The organism is Streptomyces sp. NPDC048001, from assembly GCF_043203115.1.
Taxonomy (GTDB): domain Bacteria; phylum Actinomycetota; class Actinomycetes; order Streptomycetales; family Streptomycetaceae; genus Streptomyces; species Streptomyces sanyensis.
Genome location: NZ_JBIDBN010000015.1, coordinates 54,042 through 72,048 on the forward strand (window position 1 = coordinate 54,042; position 18,007 = coordinate 72,048).

Annotated in this window: 15 protein-coding genes; 14 read left to right on the forward strand and 1 reads right to left on the reverse strand. The window is 74.1% G+C overall.

All coding sequences use genetic code 11. The features are described 5' to 3' along the window. Nucleotides 1-11 precede the first annotated feature (11 nt). The 8 genes from ACGF15_RS25615 (at nucleotide 12) to ACGF15_RS25650 (ending at nucleotide 9,697) form a co-directional block, all read left to right on the forward strand. Nucleotides 12-1,160 carry a uroporphyrinogen-III synthase gene (locus ACGF15_RS25615; protein WP_345611296.1) on the forward strand — a complete coding sequence of 383 codons (1,149 nt, stop codon included), beginning with the start codon at nucleotides 12-14 and terminating at the stop codon, nucleotides 1,158-1,160. A 219-nt stretch (nucleotides 1,161-1,379) separates the two neighbouring features. Continuing rightward, nucleotides 1,380-1,964: a hypothetical protein gene (locus ACGF15_RS25620; protein ID WP_345611293.1), complete on the forward strand. Its 585-nt coding sequence runs from the start codon at nucleotides 1,380-1,382 to the stop codon at nucleotides 1,962-1,964. Between the two features lie 261 nt (nucleotides 1,965-2,225). Continuing rightward, nucleotides 2,226-2,855, forward strand: coding sequence for a CGNR zinc finger domain-containing protein (locus ACGF15_RS25625; protein WP_345611290.1), 630 nt, complete (start codon nucleotides 2,226-2,228; stop codon nucleotides 2,853-2,855). Nucleotides 2,856-2,955: 100 nt separating this feature from the next. Then, nucleotides 2,956-3,543, forward strand: a complete 588-nt coding sequence (locus tag ACGF15_RS25630; RefSeq protein WP_256523345.1) for a sigma-70 family RNA polymerase sigma factor — start codon at nucleotides 2,956-2,958, stop codon at nucleotides 3,541-3,543. Then, nucleotides 3,540-4,379, forward strand: coding sequence for a zf-HC2 domain-containing protein (locus tag ACGF15_RS25635; RefSeq protein WP_345611288.1), 840 nt, complete (start codon nucleotides 3,540-3,542; stop codon nucleotides 4,377-4,379). The genes ACGF15_RS25630 and ACGF15_RS25635 overlap by 4 nt, the downstream gene beginning before the upstream one ends. A gap of 255 nt (nucleotides 4,380-4,634) precedes the next feature. Next, nucleotides 4,635-7,010: a HelD family protein gene (locus ACGF15_RS25640; protein ID WP_376426939.1), complete on the forward strand. Its 2,376-nt coding sequence runs from the start codon at nucleotides 4,635-4,637 to the stop codon at nucleotides 7,008-7,010. A 521-nt stretch (nucleotides 7,011-7,531) separates the two neighbouring features. After that, nucleotides 7,532-8,965 (forward strand): NAD-dependent malic enzyme, encoded by a 1,434-nt coding sequence (locus ACGF15_RS25645; protein WP_256523343.1) that lies wholly within the window; start codon nucleotides 7,532-7,534, stop codon nucleotides 8,963-8,965. A 450-nt stretch (nucleotides 8,966-9,415) separates the two neighbouring features. Continuing rightward, nucleotides 9,416-9,697, forward strand: coding sequence for an HU family DNA-binding protein (locus ACGF15_RS25650; protein ID WP_004571953.1), 282 nt, complete (start codon nucleotides 9,416-9,418; stop codon nucleotides 9,695-9,697). A gap of 224 nt (nucleotides 9,698-9,921) precedes the next feature. Here ACGF15_RS25650 and murA read toward each other — a convergent pair whose 3' ends face one another. Next, entirely contained in the window at nucleotides 9,922-11,262 is a 1,341-nt protein-coding gene (gene murA, locus ACGF15_RS25655; RefSeq protein ID WP_345611284.1) for a UDP-N-acetylglucosamine 1-carboxyvinyltransferase, read from the reverse strand. Between the two features lie 277 nt (nucleotides 11,263-11,539). On the opposite strand from murA, the gene ACGF15_RS25660 reads away from it, so the two are divergent. The 6 genes from ACGF15_RS25660 (at nucleotide 11,540) to ACGF15_RS25685 (ending at nucleotide 17,851) form a co-directional block, all read left to right on the forward strand. Next, nucleotides 11,540-12,100 carry a YqgE/AlgH family protein gene (locus tag ACGF15_RS25660; RefSeq protein ID WP_345611282.1) on the forward strand — a complete coding sequence of 187 codons (561 nt, stop codon included), beginning with the start codon at nucleotides 11,540-11,542 and terminating at the stop codon, nucleotides 12,098-12,100. Between the two features lie 84 nt (nucleotides 12,101-12,184). Further along, nucleotides 12,185-12,469, forward strand: a complete 285-nt coding sequence (locus ACGF15_RS25665) for a DUF3039 domain-containing protein (protein WP_256523340.1) — start codon at nucleotides 12,185-12,187, stop codon at nucleotides 12,467-12,469. Between the two features lie 400 nt (nucleotides 12,470-12,869). Beyond that, nucleotides 12,870-14,174: an extracellular solute-binding protein gene (locus tag ACGF15_RS25670; RefSeq protein WP_392802268.1), complete on the forward strand. Its 1,305-nt coding sequence runs from the start codon at nucleotides 12,870-12,872 to the stop codon at nucleotides 14,172-14,174. A gap of 4 nt (nucleotides 14,175-14,178) precedes the next feature. Further along, complete coding sequence (locus tag ACGF15_RS25675; RefSeq protein WP_345611278.1) at nucleotides 14,179-15,180, forward strand: sugar ABC transporter permease; 1,002 nt, start codon at nucleotides 14,179-14,181, stop codon at nucleotides 15,178-15,180. After that, nucleotides 15,177-16,049 carry a carbohydrate ABC transporter permease gene (locus ACGF15_RS25680; RefSeq protein ID WP_345611276.1) on the forward strand — a complete coding sequence of 291 codons (873 nt, stop codon included), beginning with the start codon at nucleotides 15,177-15,179 and terminating at the stop codon, nucleotides 16,047-16,049. Before ACGF15_RS25675 ends, ACGF15_RS25680 begins: the two co-directional genes overlap by 4 nt. 158 nt (nucleotides 16,050-16,207) lie before the next feature. After that, nucleotides 16,208-17,851 (forward strand): beta-N-acetylhexosaminidase, encoded by a 1,644-nt coding sequence (locus ACGF15_RS25685; RefSeq protein ID WP_392802273.1) that lies wholly within the window; start codon nucleotides 16,208-16,210, stop codon nucleotides 17,849-17,851. The last annotated feature ends 156 nt before the right edge of the window (nucleotides 17,852-18,007 follow it).

An 18,007-nucleotide genomic window follows, 5' to 3' on the forward strand; every position in this document is an offset into this window, starting at 1 on the left:
GGACGACTGAGATGCACCACCACGGCCAACCGCACGGCCCGCTCGCGGGCTTCACCGTCGGCGTCACCGCCGCCCGCCGCGCCGACGAACTCGGCGCCCTGCTCCAGCGCCGCGGCGCGTCCGTGCTGCACGCGCCCGCCCTGCGGATCGTGCCGCTCGCGGACGACGCCGAACTGCTCGCCGCCACCCGGGAGATCATCGATCGTCGCCCGGACGTCGTGGTGGCCACCACGGCGATCGGGTTCCGGGGCTGGGTCGAGGCGGCCGACGGCTGGGGCGTGGGAGACGCCCTGCTGGGCCGCCTGGGCGGGGTCCGGCTGCTGGCCCGCGGCCCCAAGGTGAAGGGCGCCATCCGGGCCGCCGGTCTCGTCGAGCAGTGGTCGCCCGCCTCGGAGTCCATGGCCGAGGTCCTCGACCGGCTGCTGGACGAGGGCGTGGCGGGCCTGCGGATCGCGCTCCAGATGCACGGCGAGCCGCTGCCCGGCTTCGTGGAGTCGCTGCGGGCCGGCGGCGCCGACGTGGTCCTGGTGCCCGTCTACCGGTGGATGGCCCCGGAGGACCTCGGCCCCCTCGACCGGCTGCTGGACGCCACGCTCGCCGGCGCACTCGACGCCGTGAGCTTCACCAGCGCACCCGCCGCCGCCTCCCTGCTCGCCCGCGCCGAGCACCGCGGGCTGCTGGACGCGCTGCTCCGGGCCTTCGACCACCGCGTCCTGGCGGCCTGTGTGGGGCCGGTGACCGCGCTGCCGCTCCAGGCGGCAGGGGTGGACACCGTCCAGCCGGAGCGCTTCCGCCTCGGTCCGCTGGTGCAGCTCCTCGGCACCGAACTGCCCTCCCGGGCCCGCAGCCTGCCCGTGGCCGGGCACCGCATCGAGATCCGCGGCCATGCCGTACTGGTGGACGAGGTGCTGCGCCCGGTGCCGCCCGCCGGGATGGCCCTGCTGCGGGCCCTCGCCCGGCGCCCCGGCTGGGTGGTCTCCCGTGCCGAACTGCTGCGGGCCCTGCCGGGTTCGGGGAAGGACGAGCACGCGGTGGAGACCGCCATGGCCCGCCTCCGTACCGCGCTGGGCACCCCGAAGCTCGTCCAGACCGTCGTCAAGCGCGGCTACCGCCTGGCCCTGGACCCGGCCGCGGGCAGCAAGTACGCGGACGGCGGGTGAGGCACCCGGCCCACCGGCCGCCGCGCCGAGGGGCCCCACCCCGTCCGCCGGGGCCCGTCCCCCGGTCGGCGCGCACCCGGCCGTGTGCCCGCTGCCGTGTGCGCCCGCAGCCGGCCCGGGAGGTGGAACGCCCCGAAGACTGCCGGGATCCGGCAATGCGGAACGGGCCGCCGCCCCCGCATCCTGGACCGACGGGGCAGTACGAGGACGGGAGCGGCAATGGACCCGGAAACGGGGCGCAGCGTGGCACGGGCACGCGTCGGGTCGGGTGTGGCCGTGGCGGTCCTGCTGCTGCCCTTCGCCGGCCATGCACTCGCCCGGGCCGGGATGCTCCCGCAGGGCGCCCCGATCGTGCTCGGCCTGCCCGCCGTGGTCGTCGGCGCCCTGCTGCTCTCCGCGCTGTGCGAGGAGCACGCACCCTCGCTGCGCGGGTCCTCGCGGCTGACGGCCCGCACCCTGACCGGTGAGCGCTCCGTGGACCTGGACCGGATCGCCTCCGTGAGACTGCTGACGACCTTCTCCTACGGCAGGACCTACCGCACCCTGCTGGTGCGCGACGTCCACGGGGTGCGGCTGGGCGTCACGACGGAGCGCAGCCGCAGGGCGGTGCGCAGGGCGGTGGAGCGCGCCTCGGCAGCCGCCGCGCACGGCGGGCCCCGGCCCAGGGTGAGCAGGGCCGCCCGGGTGCACCTGGGGCTCGGCACCGGGACCGGGCTCGCCGCGCACACGACCGCCGCCTTCCTGCTGACCGCGGTGTCGCCGTGCCTGTACCTGACCGCCGTGCTCCGGCTCGGCGGCGGCTGACCCCCGGAACCGGCCGCCGGGAAGCCCCCGTCGACACGCCGGCCGCGCGGGGTCTTCCGGCCCCCGCCCGCTCCGGGCACCCTGGGAGCGGCGCCCGGAGCGGCCGGGCTCCGCTCACGGACCGTGGTCACGGCACCGGTGCCGCGTCCCGTCCCGCCGGTGCCGTCCGCGGTGCCGGCGGCGGGCCCCGTCCACCGCCCGGGCCCGGCGCGGTCCGGGGCACCGCCCGATGCGACCGAGGAGCCCCGTGGTGGCAGCAGCATGACTGACGGTGACGCCGGGCGTCCTCCCGCGGCACCCCGGCGGCACAAGCTGATCGACACCGGCCGCCTCTGCCTGGACCTGCTCGCCACCGCTCCGGCGGCGGAGGGCGACCCGGAACCGCTGTCCGGGGCAGGGGAGTTGGCCCACTGGCTGACCGCGGTGGGACTCCTCCCCGCCGGGACCCGCCTTCCGGCGGACCGCGCCTGCCGGCCCGCCGCCTTCCGTGAACTGCGCTGCTGCCTGGCCGCGTTGGTGGACGCGGAGCTCGAAGGGGGCGTCGACGCAGGGGCCTTGCGGACCGTCAACGGGCTGGCCCGCCGCCCGCCGCCGGGGATCAGCGCGGTGCCCGGCCGGGACGGCGGCCTGGTACGGGAGTTGAGCACCGCCCCCACCCCCGAGGCGCTGCTCGCGGCGATCGCCCGGGACGCCGTCGAGCTGCTCACCGACCCCGCGGCGCGCGGCCGGCTGCGGCGCTGCCGGGCGGACGGCTGCCGCCGGGTCTTCCTGGACTCCTCCCGCGGCGGGCAACGCCGTTGGTGCTCCGGCGAGGTGTGCGGGAACCGGGCCCGGGTGGCCCGCCACCGGCGCCGCGGCACGCCTTCCGGGGTCCCAAACAAAAGATCTTGAATAATTCCGCGTGTGCGTTGAGTGATCCCCGGACGGCCCCCGTAGTGAAGGGGGACAGATAGTCATCCGTTCAGATCAGGGTCTCGACCGGGAGGTTCAGGTGCGCAAGGATGCCGCCGTGGCCGATGACCGTCCGCAACGGGCCCGCCATCGCAGCGAGAAGCCGCGCATCGAACCCTCCGTCCCCGACGAGGACCTGATGCGCGCGCTCTATCGCGAACATGCCGGACCGCTGCTCGCCTACGTACTCCGTCTTGTCGCGGGAGACCGCCAGCGCGCGGAGGACGTCGTGCAGGAGACGCTCATCCGTGCCTGGAAGAACGCCGGTCGGCTGAATCAGGCCACCGGCTCTGTCCGACCCTGGCTGGTGACGGTCGCCCGGCGCATCGTCATCGACGGCCACCGCAGCCGGCAGGCCCGGCCGCAGGAGGTCGACCCGTCGCCGCTGGAGGTCATGCCCGCGGAGGACGAGATCGACAAGGCGTTGTGGCTGATGACGCTCTCGGATGCACTCGACGATTTGACGCCCGCACACCGGGAAGTCCTTGTGGAGACGTATTTCAAGGGACGTACGGTCAACGAGGCGGCCGAGACACTCGGCATACCCAGCGGGACCGTACGGTCCCGGGTGTTCTACGCACTGCGTTCGATGAAGCTCGCTCTGGAGGAGAGGGGGGTCACGGCATGACCGGGTACGACCGGCGCGAACAGGAGTCCGTGCACGACGCCGTCGGCGCCTATGTGCTCGGCGTGCTCGACGACGCGGACGCCTCCGCCTTCGAGGCCCATCTGGCCGGCTGCGACATCTGCGCCGCCCGCCTCGACGAGTTCTCGGGCATCGAACCGATGCTGGCGATGCTGGCCGACGCCCCGGCCCCGGCGCCGGCCGCTCCGCCCGGCAACGTCTACGGCCTGCCCGGCTTCGAGGACTTCCCGCAGCCCCGGCCCGCGCCCGCCGTGGTGCCCGCCGCGCCGGGCCCCCGTGTGCTCGAAGGCCTCCTCGACGAGGTCGCGGCCCGGCGGGCCGCCAAGCGGCGCCGGGGGATGTACCTGGTCGCCGCCGCAGCAGCCCTGATCATCGGGGCCCCCGCCGTCGCCGTCCAGGCCACCTCGGGCAGCCCCTCCGGCAGCACCCTGGCCGCGGACCCCCACCCCACCAGCCCCGCCGAGGACGCCTTCTTCCACCACATGGAGGCGAAGGCGCAGGCCACCGACGCGACCACGAAGGTCAGCGCGGTGATCGGCATGGAGAGCAAGGGCTGGGGCACCCATGCGGTCCTGGAGCTCAAGAACGTCCGGGGCCCCCTGAAGTGCAGCCTGATCGCCGTGTCCAAGACCGGCGAGGAGGAGGTCGTCACCTCCTGGTCCGTCCCGAAGTGGGGGTACGGGATCCCCGACAGCCCCGAGAAGTCGGCGAAGGCCCCGCTCTACGTCCACGGCGGCGCCGCGATGGAGCGGAACGACATCGACCACTTCGAGGTCCGCACCTTCGACGGCAAACGCCTCGTGGAGGTCGACGTGTAGCGCAGCGGTCCCCGCGATCCACGTCCGGCCTTCCCCGCGGGCCGGGACACACTGCTGTCCCGGCCCGCCCCCTTCCCCGGGGCCCCTTCCCCCGGGCAGCCGCGCGCCGCCCGGCCCCCGCGTCACCCCCTGCGACCCGCCCCGCGTCACCCCCTGCGACCCGCCCGGCGACCCGCCACCGGGCGCCCGGGTGCACGACCCACCCGCCGTGGCGTACGGTTGACGGCTGCCCAGTGCACGTCAGAAGGGGGCCCGGTGGCCGCGCAGGATGCCGCTGATTCCGTTGATTCACCCGTCGCGCCCGCGGCCGACCCGGCCGCCGACTCGGTGCGCGACCGCGAGACGGCCGTCGAGCAGGTCCACCTGGACCGGGTCTACCGCCGTCTGGAGGAGAAGATCCACGAGGCGGAGTTCCTCATGCAGGACGCCGCCCGGCGCGGGCAGGTCGGCACACCGGGCGCACTCGCCGAGCGGGACGCCCAGGTCTTCCGCGCCGGGATCCACCTCAACCGGCTCAACAACGAGTTCGAGGACTTCCTCTTCGGCCGCATCGACCTCCTCCACGGCAAGGACGGCGAACGCGGACCGGACGGCGCCCACACCTCGGTCGAGCCCGCCGACGACGCCGTGCGGCCCGACGGGACCGCCGACATCGGGGAGACCCTGCACATCGGCCGGATCGGCGTGCTCGACGCCGACTACGCGCCGCTGGTCATCGACTGGCGGGCGCCCGCCGCCGCGCCCTTCTACCGCTCGACCCCGGTCGAGCCCGGCCGTGTCGTACGCCGGCGCGTCATCCGCTCCCGGGGCCGCAGGGTGCTCGGCGTCGAGGACGACCTGATGCGCCCCGAGCTGACCGCCCTCCTCGACGGCGCACCGCTCCCCGCGGTCGGGGACGGGGCCCTCATGGCCGCCCTCGGGCAGGCCCGGGGCCACACCATGCGCGACATCGTCGCCTCCATCCAGGCCGAGCAGGACCTGGTCATCCGCGCCCCCGCCGCGTCCGTCACCTATGTGGAGGGCGGCCCCGGCACGGGCAAGACCGCGGTGGCCCTGCACCGGGCCGCCTACCTCCTCTACAAGGACCGCCGCCGCTACGCGGGCGGCATCCTCGTGGTCTCCCCGACCCCGCTGCTGGTCGCGTACACCGAGGGCGTGCTGCCGTCGCTCGGCGAGGAGGGCCAGGTCGCGATCCGGGCCGTCGGCTCCCTGGTCGACGGCGCCGAGGCGACGGCCTACGACGAGCCGGCGGTGGCCCGGATCAAGGGCTCGTCGCGGATGCTGAAGGTGCTGCGCAAGGCCGCGCGGGGCGCCCTGGAGCAGCCGGGCGCCGCCGCCCCGTCCGGGCAGCTCGCCCTCGGCGAGGAGCCCGCCGCCCCCACCGCGGACCGGCTGCGGGTCGTGGCCTTCGGCCGCCGCCTGGAGCTGGAGGCCGGGGACCTCCGCCGCGTCCGCGCCATCGCGCTCGGCGGCACCACCCCGGTCAACCTGCTGCGCCCCCGCGCCCGGCGGCTGCTGCTGGACGCGCTGTACGCGAAGTCCGGCGCCGCCGGGCGCCACTCCGACCCGGAGCTGGCCGCCGAGCTGCGTGCCTCCTTCGACGAGGACGTCTCCACCGAGGACGCCTTCCTGGAGTTCCTCGACGCCTGGTGGCCGGAGCTGACGCCCCGCGGGGTGCTGGCCGCCATGGCGGACGAGCGGCGCCTCGGGCGCTGGGCCCGCCGCGTCCTCGACCCCGGTGAGGTGCGGCGGCTCGCGCGCTCGCTGCGCCGGGACGCGCTGTCGGTGCACGACGTGGCCCTGCTGGACGAGCTGGACACGCTGCTGGGCACCCCGGCCCGTCCGCGCCGCAAGCGGGAACTCGACCCGCTGGACCAGCTCACCGGCCTCCAGGAGCTGATGCCGCAGCGCGAGGAGTCCCAGCGGGAGCGGGCCGAGCGGCTGGCCGCCGAGCGCACCGAGTACGCCCATGTGATCGTCGACGAGGCCCAGGACCTCACGCCCATGCAGTGGCGCATGATCGGCCGCCGGGGCCGCCACGCCACCTGGACGGTGGTGGGGGACCCCGCCCAGTCCTCCTGGTCCTCGCCGGAGGAGGCGGCCGAGGCCCGCGACGAGGCGCTCGGCACCCGGCCCCGCCGCCGGTTCGAGCTGACCGTGAACTACCGCAACCCCGCGGAGATCGCCGAGCTGGCGGCCCGGGTGCTGGCCGTGGCGATGCCCGGGATGGCGGCCCCCCGGGCGGTCCGCTCCACCGGCGTCCGGCCGCGGTTCGCGGTCGTCGGGGCGCGGGGCGGCCTCGCCGCCACGGTGCGGGCCGAGGCGGAGCGCCTGCTGGCCGAGGTGGAGGGCACGGTGGGCGTGGTCGTCGCCATGCGCCGCCGCGAGGAGGCCGCCCGCTGGCTGTCCGGGCTGGGGGACCGGGCCGTGGCCCTCGGCTCCCTGGAGGCCAAGGGGCTGGAGTACGACGCGACGGTGGTGGTCTCCCCCGCGGAGGTGGCCGACGAGTCCCCGGCCGGGCTGCGTGTGCTGTATGTCGCACTCACCCGGGCGACCCAGCAGCTCACCCTGGTCTCCGGCACGGTGGACGAGCCGGACGCGGACGGGGTCCCCGCCCTGCTGCGGGACTGACCGGCAGCGCACTCCGGCGGCGCGCGGCGGGCACGGCCTCCCGCCCGGGGCGGGTGCGGGCCGCGGGCCCGGCCCGTCGACCACCACGGCCCCGGCCGCGTCCTGCCGCCGGCTCCCTCGGCGGTCTCCGTGCATCGGTCCGTGCCGCGGACGGGGTGGCGGAAAACGGTCCGCCGGAACGGAATCAGCCGTGGGGAAGGTGCGTTAGCCTGGGGGTGGCACCGGCCCGATCCAAGCCCCCGGGCCCAACCTTCGTCGCTTCGAGCGACCACTTGCCGCGAGGCGAGCATGGCGGGTCGGTGCCGCTTCACCCAGCCTGACGAGGTCCGGACCACCCCTCGGTGGTCCGGACCTCTTCTGTTTTCCCCACCACTTCTCGTATGGTGGAAAACAGTTTCCGAAAACTAAATGACCGCATTACCTGCTACCCGCAGGTAGGTGTCACCATCAAGGGGCGCTGCCGGGCCCCGGGCCCGGGCACCGCGTAGCAACGAAGCTAGGGAAAGCAGAGGAACCCGGTCATGGCAACGGCGCCAAGCGTCTCGTACTCGATGACGGTCCGGTTGGAGGTGCCCGCGAGCGGAACCGCGGTCTCCCAGCTCACCACCGCCGTGGAATCGTCCGGCGGATCGGTGACCGGTCTCGACGTGACCGCCTCCGGCCACGAGAAGCTGCGCATCGACGTCACCATCGCGGCCAGCTCCACCGCCCACGCCGACGAGATCGTCGAGGGGCTGAGCGGTATCGAGGGCGTCGTCCTCGGCAAGGTCTCCGACCGTACGTTCCTGATGCACCTCGGCGGCAAGATCGAGATGGCGTCCAAGCACCCCATCCGCAACCGCGACGACCTCTCCATGGTCTACACCCCCGGCGTGGCCCGGGTCTGCATGGCCATCGCCGAGAACCCCGAGGACGCCCGCCGCCTCACCATCAAGCGCAACTCCGTTGCAGTGGTGACGGACGGCTCCGCCGTGCTCGGCCTCGGCAACATCGGCCCCAAGGCGGCCCTGCCGGTGATGGAGGGCAAGGCCGCCCTCTTCAAGCGCTTCGCCGGCATCGACGCCTGGCCCATCTGCCTCGACACCCAGGACACCGACGCCATCGTCGAGATCGTCAAGGCGATCGCCCCCGGCTTCGCCGGGATCAACCTGGAGGACATCTCCGCGCCGCGCTGCTTCGAGATCGAGGCCCGGCTGCGCGAGGCCCTGGACATCCCCGTCTTCCACGACGACCAGCACGGCACGGCGATCGTCGTGCTCGCCGCCCTCACCAACGCCCTGCGCGTGGTGGGCAAGTCCGTCTCGGACGTACGCGTCGTCATGTCCGGCGCGGGCGCGGCCGGCACCGCCATCCTCAAACTGCTGATCGCCGCCGGGGTCAAGCACGCCGTCGTCGCCGACATCCACGGGGTGGTGCACGCGGGCCGCGAGGACCTCGTCCACGCCACGCCCGACTCCCCGCTGCGCTGGATCGCCGACAACACCAACCCCGAGGGTGTCACCGGCACGCTCAGGGAGGCCGTCGTGGGCGCCGACGTGTTCATCGGCGTCTCGGCCCCCAACCTGCTCGGCGCCGACGACGTCGCCGCCATGGCCGAGGACGCCGTCGTGTTCGCGCTCGCGAACCCGGATCCGGAGGTCGACCCCGCAATCGCCCGCCGGACGGCGGCCGTTGTGGCCACCGGGCGTTCCGACTTCCCCAACCAGATCAACAACGTGCTGGTGTTCCCGGGCGTCTTCCGCGGCCTGCTCGACGCCACCTCGCGCACGGTCAGCACCGAGATGATGCTCGCCGCCGCCTCGGCCCTGGCGAACGTCGTCACCGACGACGAGCTGAACCCGAACTACATCATCCCCTCGGTGTTCAACGACAAGGTCGCGGGAGCCGTCGCGGGCGCCGTGCGGGAGGCCGCCAAGGCCGCGGGCGCCTCTGTGACGACCCCCACTCCGGCCTGATCCCGCCGCGCCGCCGCGGGCCCCGGCGGGCGCACGCGGCGGCCGCGGCACCCCGCCGCGTCGCCGGAACGCCCGGATCCCCCCGGCACCCGGGCGGCCCTCCGCCGTGCGGCGCACGCGTCCGGCGCCGCGTGCCGGTCCACCGGGGAGCACGGGGCAGCCCGTAGGGTGGCGCTGCGCGGGCCCATGGCCGCTCCGGGGTGTTCCGGCACAGTCGACGCAACGTCACCACGGCAGGGAGGTGGCGCTTTTCGTGTGACCCGCGAGAGTGCCGGATTGGCGTTCCCGCCGGTCGTGGGGGCAGGATGCGTATTCGGGCGCGAGGGTCTGACCGCAGACCCGGGTCAGGGGACTGTCCGAGGGCCCTGGCAGCATCGGCTTCGGTGTGCCCACTGCGCGGCCCTGCCGCGTGGCACGCCTCAACAGCAAGAAGAACACGGGAGTAAGAACATGAACCGCAGTGAGCTGGTGGCCGCGCTGGCCGACCGCGCCGAGGTGACCCGCAAGGACGCCGACGCCGTCCTGGCGGCTCTCGCCGAGACCGTCGGCGAGGTCGTCGCCAAGGGCGACGAGAAGGTCACCATCCCCGGCTTCCTGACCTTCGAGCGCACCCACCGTGCCGCTCGCACCGCCCGCAACCCGCAGACCGGCGACCCGATCCAGATCCCCGCCGGCTACAGCGTGAAGGTCTCCGCGGGCTCCAAGCTCAAGGAAGCCGCCAAGGGCAAGTAAGGCGGCCCGAAGCCCCGAAGGGCGGGTACCGGTTTCCCGGTGCCCGCCCTTCGCCGTGCCCGCCCGCGCCGCCCGGGACCGGCCTGTGCGGCCCCGGCGCCGTGGCCGAGGCCCTCCTGCGCCGTGCCGTGCGGCCCCGGCGCCGGGGCCCGCGCCCTTCGCCCCGGACGCGCCGCGGCCCCCGCGGACCAGGTCCGCGGGGGCCGCAGGGGAGGCGGAGGGGCTCAGACCACCGGGCCGCCGGGCAGCTCGACCTTCGCGCCGAGCTTCTCCAGCTTCTCCATGAAGTTCTCGTAGCCGCGGTTGATCAGCCCGATGCCGTGGACCCGCGAGGTCCCCTGCGCGGCCAGTGCGGCGATCAGGTAGGAGAACCCGCCGCGGAGGTCGGGGATCACCAGATCCGCGCCCTGGAGCCTGGTGGGACCGGACACGACCGCCGAATGGAGGAAGTTGCGCTGGCCGAAGCGGCAGTCGGAGCCGCCGAGGCACTCCCGGTACAGCTGGATGTGGGCGCCCATCTGGTTGAGCGCCGAGGTGAAGCCGAGACGCGACTCGTACACCGTCTCGTGCACGATCGACAGACCGGTGGCCTGCGTCAGGGCGACGACCAGCGGCTGCTGCCAGTCGGTCTGGAAACCGGGGTGGACGTCCGTCTCCAGCGCGATGGAGGCCAGCCGCCCGCCGGGGTGCCAGAAGCGGATGCCCTCGTCGTCGATCTCGAACGCGCCGCCGACCTTCCGGTAGGTGTTCAGGAAGGTCATCATCGAGCGCTGCTGGGCCCCGCGGACATAGATGTCGCCCTCGGTGGCGAGCGCGGCCGAGGCCCAGGAGGCCGCCTCCAGACGGTCGGGCAGCGCCCGGTGGGTGTAGCCGCCGAGCTTCTCGACGCCGGTGATCCGGATCGTCCGGTCGGTGTCCACGGAGATGATCGCGCCCATCTTCTGCAGGACGCAGATCAGGTCCTCGATCTCCGGCTCCACCGCCGCGTTGGTCAGCTCGGTGACGCCCTCCGCCAGCACGGCCGTCAGCAGCACCTGCTCGGTGGAGCCCACCGAGGGGTACGGCAGGCGGATCTTGGTGCCGCGCAGGCGCTGCGGGGCCTCCAGGTACTGGCCGTCCGCGCGCTTCTCGATCGTCGCGCCGAACTGGCGCAGCACGTCGAAGTGGAAGTCGATCGGCCGGCCGCCGATGTCGCAGCCGCCGAGACCGGGGATGAAGGCGTGGCCCAGGCGGTGCAGCAGCGGCCCGCAGAACAGGATCGGGATGCGCGAGGACCCGGCGTGGGCGTCGATGTCGGCGACGTTGGCGCTCTCGACGTGCGTCGGGTCGAGCACCAGCTCGCCCGGCTCCTCGCCCGGGCGGACGGTCACACCGTGCAGCTGGAGCAGGCCCCGGACGACGCGCACGTCACGGATGTCGGGCACATTCCGCAGCCGGCTCGGACCGCTGCCGAGCAGTGCGGCGACCATCGCCTTGGGCACGAGGTTCTTCGCGCCGCGGACACGGATCTCGCCCTCCAGCGGGGTGCCGCCGTGGACAAGCAGTACATCGTCTGTGCCGGTCATGAATCTCGCGTTCCGGAGGGGTCCTCCCGGCGGGGCCGGGCGGAGGTCGGACGGGGGGCCAGAGAAAAGGGTAAGGGGCGGAAGGGCCCGGGCAGTATGGGCGAGGGGGTGGCAGGAACGTCATGGTTTCGGCACAACACGCTCCGTCCGCACCCTCTCGCGGACGGTCACCGCGCAGCGGCCGGGGGCGCTCGGCCCGCACCACCGCGACCTGCGGGCTCGGCGCACTGCGGCGCTCGGCCCCCGCGGCGGCCCGAGATGCGGGATCATGTGTCGCATGACCGAGGTGTCCTCGCTCACAGGGCGGCTGCTCGTCGCCACACCGGCCCTCGCGGACCCGAACTTCGACCGCGCGGTCGTGCTGCTGCTCGACCACGACGACGAGGGCTCGCTCGGCGTGGTCCTCAACCGGCCGACGCCCGTCGGCGTCGCGGACATCCTCCAGGCATGGGCCGCGCACACCGGGGAACCGGGCGTGGTCTTCCAGGGGGGACCCGTCTCGCTGGACTCCGCCCTCGGCGTCGCGGTGATCCCCGGCGACGAGGGGCCGCTCGGCTGGCGGCGGGTGCACGGCGCCATCGGGCTGGTCGACCTGGAGGCGCCCCCTGAACTGCTGGGCGCCGCCCTGGGCTCGCTGCGGATCTTCGCCGGGTACGCGGGCTGGGGGCCCGGCCAGCTGGAGTCGGAGCTGGAGGAGGGCGCCTGGTACGTGGTCGAGTCCGAGCCGGGCGACGTCTCCTCACCGCACCCGGAGGGGCTGTGGCGCGCGGTCCTGCGCAGGCAGCGCAGCGAGCTCGCCATGTTCGCGACCTACCCGGACGACCCGAGCCTGAACTGACGCGGGCGGGTTGCGGCGCGCCCGCCCGGGCCCCGCGCGGGCCGTGCTCCCGCACCGGCCGGTGCGTGGGTACCCTTGGAGCCTATGAGCACTCTTGAGCCCGAGCGCGGGACAGGCACCGGGACCCTCGTAGAACCGACGCCGCAGGTGTCGCACGGCGACGGCGACCACGAGCGCTTCGCCCACTACGTCCAGAAGGACAAGATCATGGCGAGTGCCCTCGACGGCACTCCCGTCGTGGCCCTGTGCGGCAAGGTCTGGGTGCCGGGGCGCGACCCCAAGAAGTACCCGGTCTGCCCCATGTGCAAGGAGATCTACGACTCGATGGGATCCGGCGGCGACAAGGGCAAGGACGGCGGCAAGAAGTAGCCCCCGCGGCGGCCCCACCGCCACCTCCCCGCGACCCACGGCTCCGACGGCCCCCCGGCGCGCTCCAGGCGCACCGGGGGGCCGTTCGCATGCCGGGCGGGCGGCCGGGGCGGGCGGGGCGGCGGGAGCCGCGCCCGGCGGGCGGCCGGGGCGAAAGGGCGTGCGGGGCGCGGGCGTTGCCGGGGGCGCACCGGTCGGCCACGAGGTGTTCCGTCCCGGGAGGCCGGGTCCGGCACCTCCCGCTCGGCGCCCCACGGGCGGACAGCGCCGTGTGCCGGACACGACCCGGCCGGCGGCGACCTCTTGTGGCGTCGCGCCGCACCCCCCTAGCCTCCTGCGTGTTGTGCAGTACGAAACGCATGTTGCACATGCTGCAACGCCATGTCGTGGGAGTCCCTGCATGAACCTGATCGCCCGATTCGCCGCCCCCGCCGCGGCACTCGCCCTCGCCGGCCTCGCGGCGACCGCCTGCGCCCCGGCCACCTCCTCCGGCGCCTCCCAGGAGGACGGCAGGACCGGCACCCTGCGCGTGTGGCTCTTCCGGGAGGTCGGCAACGCGCCCAAGGAGAAGGTCGTCGACGCCGCCGTGGCCGGCTTCGTCAAGGCCCACGAGGGCGTCGACGTCCGGGTCGAGTACATCCCCGTCGAGACCCGCGCCGAGCGGATCAAGGCGGCCTTCAACGACCCGGAGAGCGCCCCGGACGTGATCGAGTACGGCAACACCGACACCGCCGGATACGTCGAGGACGGCGGACTGGCCGATGTCACCGCCGAGTTCGGGGCCTGGGACGAGGCCGCGGACACCGACCCCACCGCCCGGCAGTCCGTCACCGTGGGCGGCAGGGTCCACGGCGTCCCCCTCTTCGTCGGCGCCCGCGCCCTCTACTACCGCACCGACGTCTTCGCCGACCTCGGCATCGAGCCCCCCGGGACCCAGGACGAGCTCCTGTCCGCGGCGAAGCGGATCCGCGCCGCCCGTCCGGAGCTGTACGGCATCGCCGTGGGCGGCGCCAACACCTACGGCGCCCTGCCGTTCATCTGGGCCCACGGCGGCGGCATCGCCGAACTCCGGGACGGTGCCTGGACCTCCGTCATCGACAGCCCCGCGTCCCGCAGGGGGATCGCCGCCTACACCGCGCTCTTCGGCGAGGACAACTGCCCCGCCGCCACCTGCGCCGCGATGGGCGGCAACGCCACCATCACCGCCTTCGCCGCCGGAAAGGCCGCCATGGTCATCGGCGGGGACTTCAGCCGTCGTGCCGTCGAGGCCGGAGCGGCCGGGGGACGGTACGCCGTCGTCCCGCTGCCCGGGGTCCGCGAGGGGGAGATCGCCCCCGCCTTCGCCGGAGGCAACAACCTCGGCGTCCTGCGCAGCACCGGCCACCGCACCCTCGCCGTGGACCTGATGAAGCGGCTGGCCGGCAAGGAGGCGCAGGCGGCCCTCTTCGAGGCCATGGGCTTCCTGCCCACCTTCACCGACGTCCGCGCGGCGGCCGTCGGAAAGGAACCGTTCGTGGCCCCCTTCATCGAGACCCTCGGCTCCGGCTCCCGCTTCGTGCCCGCCACGCCCGCCTGGGGGCGGATCGACGCCTCGCTCGTGCTGCCGACGATGTTCCAGGAGGTCGTCAGCGGCCGCAAGGACGTCCGGACGGCCGCCTCCGACGCCGCCCGCGCCATGGACGCCGCCTTCGCCGACGCGGGCTGACCCGGTGCCCTCCGACCCCGCCGCCACCGCACCCCCGGAGGCCCGCACCGCCGGCACCGCCGCACGGCCCCCGGGCCCCGCACGGGGGCGGCCGCGCCCGGGCCGCCCGGCCGCCCCCGCGCGCACGGGACGCCGCGGCGGCGCGACCCCGTGGCTGTACCTCGCCCCCGCCCTCGCCGTGCTCGCCGCCCTGCTGGTCTACCCCGTCTACCAACTCGGCCTGATCTCGCTCCTCGAATACACCCAGGCACAGGTCAGCGGAGGGCAGCCGACCACCTTCCAGGGGCTCGGCAACTACCGCACCCTCTTCGGCGACCCCCGGTTCCGCGAGGTGCTGCTCACGACCGTGCTGTTCGCCGCCGCCTGCGTCCTCGCCACCCTCGCGGTCGGCTGCACCCTCGCCGTGCTGCTCACCCGCGTCCGCGCCCTGCCCAGGACGGCCCTGATGCTGGCCTCGCTCGGCGCCTGGGCCACCCCGGCGGTCACCGGCTCCACCGTCTGGCTGTTCCTCTTCGACCCGGACCTCGGACCCGTCAACCGGGTCCTCTCCCTGGACGGCTTCTCCTGGACCTACGGGCGCTACAGCGCCTTCCTGCTGGTCCTGCTCGAAGTGGTCTGGTGCTCCTATCCGTTCGTGATGGTCACCGTGTACGCGGGAATCCGGGCCATTCCCGAGGAGGTCCTGGAAGCCGCCGCACTCGACGGCGCCTCGTCATGGCGGACATGGCGCTCCGTCATGGCGCCGATGCTCCGCCCCGTCCTCGCCGTGGTCACCGTCCAGTCGGTCATCTGGGACTTCAAGGTCTTCACCCAGATCTACGTGATGACCGGCGGCGGCGGAATCGCCGGACAGAATCTGGTGCTCAACGTCTACGCCTACCAGAAGGCGTTCGCCTCCTCGCAGTACGGCCTCGGATCGGCGATCGGCGTGGTGATGCTGCTGATCCTGCTCGCCGTCACCCTCCTGTACCTGCGGCTCCTGCGGCGCCGGGGAGAAGGGATATGACCCCTGCCTCCCGACCCTCCGGGCGGGGATTCCGCCGGGCACGGCCCGGCCGCCCGGGCCGGCTCGCCGCCGAGGCGACAGCACTGGTCACGGCACTGGCAGTCGCCTTTCCCCTTTACTGGATGGTCCTTTCCGCCGTCAAACCGGAAGGCGAGATCCAGTCGGCCGAACCGCGTCCCTGGACTCTCGCGCCGTCCCTCGACTCCTTCCACCGCGTCTTCCGGCAGGAGGACTTCGGCCGCTATTTCCTCAACAGCCTGCTGGTCGCCGGGACGGTGGTCCTCGCCTCCGCGGTGATCGCCTTTCTCGCGGCCACTGCCGTCACCCGGTTCCGCTTCCGGTTCCGCACCACCGTGCTCATCATGTTCCTGATCGCCCAGACGGTGCCGATCGAGGCCCTGACCATTCCGCTGTTCTTCCTGATGCGCGACCTGGGCCAACTCAACACCCTGGGCGCACTCGTCCTCCCGCACCTCGCCTTCTCGCTGCCCTTCGCGATCTGGATGCTGAGGGGGTTCGTCAAAGCCGTGCCCGAGGCACTGGAGGAGGCGGCCCACCTCGACGGGGCGGGCCGCACCCGCTTCCTCTGGCAGATCCTCTTCCCCCTGGTGTTCCCGGGGCTCGTCGCCACGAGCGTCTTCTCCTTCATCTCCACCTGGAACGACTTCCTCTTCGCGAAGTCCTTCATCATCAGCGACACCTCGCAGTCCACGCTCCCGATGGCCCTGCTCGTCTTCTTCAAGCCCGAGGAGAACGACTGGGGCGGGATCATGGCGGGCTCCACCGTCATGACCGTCCCCGTCCTCGTCTTCTTCGTCCTCGTACAGCGCCGCCTGGTCTCCGGCCTCGGAGGCGCGGTGAAGGACTGAACAGGACGGGAACGGGCGCCGACCGGTGGCCGCGGACGCCGGACCGCCCCGGCCGCGAACCGCCTCCCCCGCCCTCCGCCGCAGAAGCCCCGCCGCCCCGCGAGCGGGAGACCGCACCACCCCGGCCCGCAGGCCGGGACATCCACGAAGGAGTCTCCTTGACCGCGAACCCACCGCACCCGCCCGGCCTCGTGCCCGCCCCCGCCCACGCCGAGACGGGCGAGGGGCCGGCCTTCACCCCCGACCGGCAGACGGCCCTGTACGCCGGTCCCGGCACCGACCCCACCGCGCAGTGGCTGCGCACCGTGCTGGGACCCGCACTGGGGCTGCCCCTGCCGCCGTCCACCGACGCCGCCGCCCCCGACACCGTCGTCCTGCGCGTCGACCCCGCACTCGCCCCGGAGGCCTACCGGCTGTCGGTCCTGGCCGGTCAGCGGGCCGAGATCCGCGGCGGCAGCGGCGCCGGGGTGTTCTGGGGCGCGCAGACGCTGCGCCAGCTCCTCGGCCCCGACGCCTTCCGCCGCTCCCGGATCCGCCCCGGCACGGTGCCGGGCATCGCCCGCGGGACCGTCCGGGACGCCCCGCGCTTCGGCTGGCGGGGCCTGCTGCTCGACGTGTGCCGCCACTTCATGCCCAAGGACGACGTCCTGCGCTACCTCGACCTGATGGCCGCCCACAAGCTCAACGTCCTCCACCTCCACCTCACCGACGACCAGGGCTGGCGGATCGAGATCCGGCGCCACCCCCGGCTCACCGAGGTCGGATCCTGGCGCGCCCGCACCAAGTACGGGCACCGCGCCTCGCCCCTGTGGGACGAGACCCCGCACGGCGGCTACTACACCCAGGACGACATCCGCGAGATCGTCGCCTACGCCGCCGACCGGTACATCACCGTCGTGCCCGAGATCGACCTGCCCGGCCACTCCCAGGCCGCCATCGCGGCCTACCCCGGACTGGGCAACTCCGACGTCGTCGACACCGCCTCCGTGGAGGTCTGGGACACCTGGGGCGTCACCCCGAACGTGCTCGCCCCCTCCGAGGCCGTGCTCGGCTTCTACGAGGAGGTGCTGGAGGAGGTCCTCGCGCTGTTCCCCTCCGAGTTCGTGCACATCGGCGGCGACGAGTGCCCCAAGGACCAGTGGCGGGCCTCACCCGCGGCCCAGGCCCGCATCAAGGAGCTGGGACTCGGCGACGAGGACGGCCTGCAGTCCTGGTTCATCCGCCACTTCGACCGCTGGCTGACGGCGCGCGGGCGCCGGCTGATCGGCTGGGACGAGATCCTCGAAGGCGGCCTCGCCGAGGGCGCGGCCGTCTCCTCCTGGCGCGGCACGGGGGGAGGCATCGCGGCCGCCGAGGCGGGACACGACGTGGTGATGTGCCCCGAGCAGCACGTCTACCTGGACCACCGCCAGGCCGCGGGGGAGGAGCCCATGCCCATCGGCTATGTGCGCACCCTGGAGGACGTCTACCGTTTCGAGCCGGTGCCGCCGAGCCTGTCCCCCGAGGCCGCCGCCCATGTGATCGGCACCCAGGCCAACGTCTGGACCGAGGTCATGCAGAACCGGGCCCGGGTGGACTACCAGGTCTTCCCCCGGCTCGCCGCCTTCGCCGAGGTGGCCTGGTCGGCGCTCCCGGCCCCGCACGAGCGGGACTTCGCCGCCTTCGAGCGGCGCATGGCCGACCACTACGCCCGCTTGGACGCCCTGGGCGTCGACTACCGCCCGCCCGGCGGGCCCCGCCCCTGGCAGCGCCGCCCGGGGATCCTGGGACGCCCCGTGGAGGGCGCACCGCCCGAGATCTGACCGCGCCCGGCCGCCGCGGGCGGTGCGCGCCCGGGAGGGGGCGCGCACCGCCCGGGCGGCGGCCGTCGCGGCCCTTCGCCGGGGCCCGGTCACCGCCCCGTTCCGGCCTGCTGACCGGACCGAAGCATGCTCATCGGACTTATGGTGTGTTTGCAC

Coding starts and splice junctions, on each gene's coding strand:
- ACGF15_RS25615 (WP_345611296.1), top strand. CDS start 12: ATGCACCACCACGGCCAACCGCACGGCCCGCTCGCGGGCTTCACCGTC.
- ACGF15_RS25620 (WP_345611293.1), top strand. CDS start 1,380: ATGGACCCGGAAACGGGGCGCAGCGTGGCACGGGCACGCGTCGGGTCG.
- ACGF15_RS25625 (WP_345611290.1), top strand. CDS start 2,226: ATGACTGACGGTGACGCCGGGCGTCCTCCCGCGGCACCCCGGCGGCAC.
- ACGF15_RS25635 (WP_345611288.1), top strand. CDS start 3,540: ATGACCGGGTACGACCGGCGCGAACAGGAGTCCGTGCACGACGCCGTC.
- ACGF15_RS25645 (WP_256523343.1), top strand. CDS start 7,532: ATGGCAACGGCGCCAAGCGTCTCGTACTCGATGACGGTCCGGTTGGAG.
- ACGF15_RS25650 (WP_004571953.1), top strand. CDS start 9,416: ATGAACCGCAGTGAGCTGGTGGCCGCGCTGGCCGACCGCGCCGAGGTG.
- murA (WP_345611284.1), bottom strand. CDS start 11,262: ATGACCGGCACAGACGATGTACTGCTTGTCCACGGCGGCACCCCGCTG.
- ACGF15_RS25660 (WP_345611282.1), top strand. CDS start 11,540: ATGACCGAGGTGTCCTCGCTCACAGGGCGGCTGCTCGTCGCCACACCG.
- ACGF15_RS25665 (WP_256523340.1), top strand. CDS start 12,185: ATGAGCACTCTTGAGCCCGAGCGCGGGACAGGCACCGGGACCCTCGTA.
- ACGF15_RS25670 (WP_392802268.1), top strand. CDS start 12,870: ATGAACCTGATCGCCCGATTCGCCGCCCCCGCCGCGGCACTCGCCCTC.
- ACGF15_RS25680 (WP_345611276.1), top strand. CDS start 15,177: ATGACCCCTGCCTCCCGACCCTCCGGGCGGGGATTCCGCCGGGCACGG.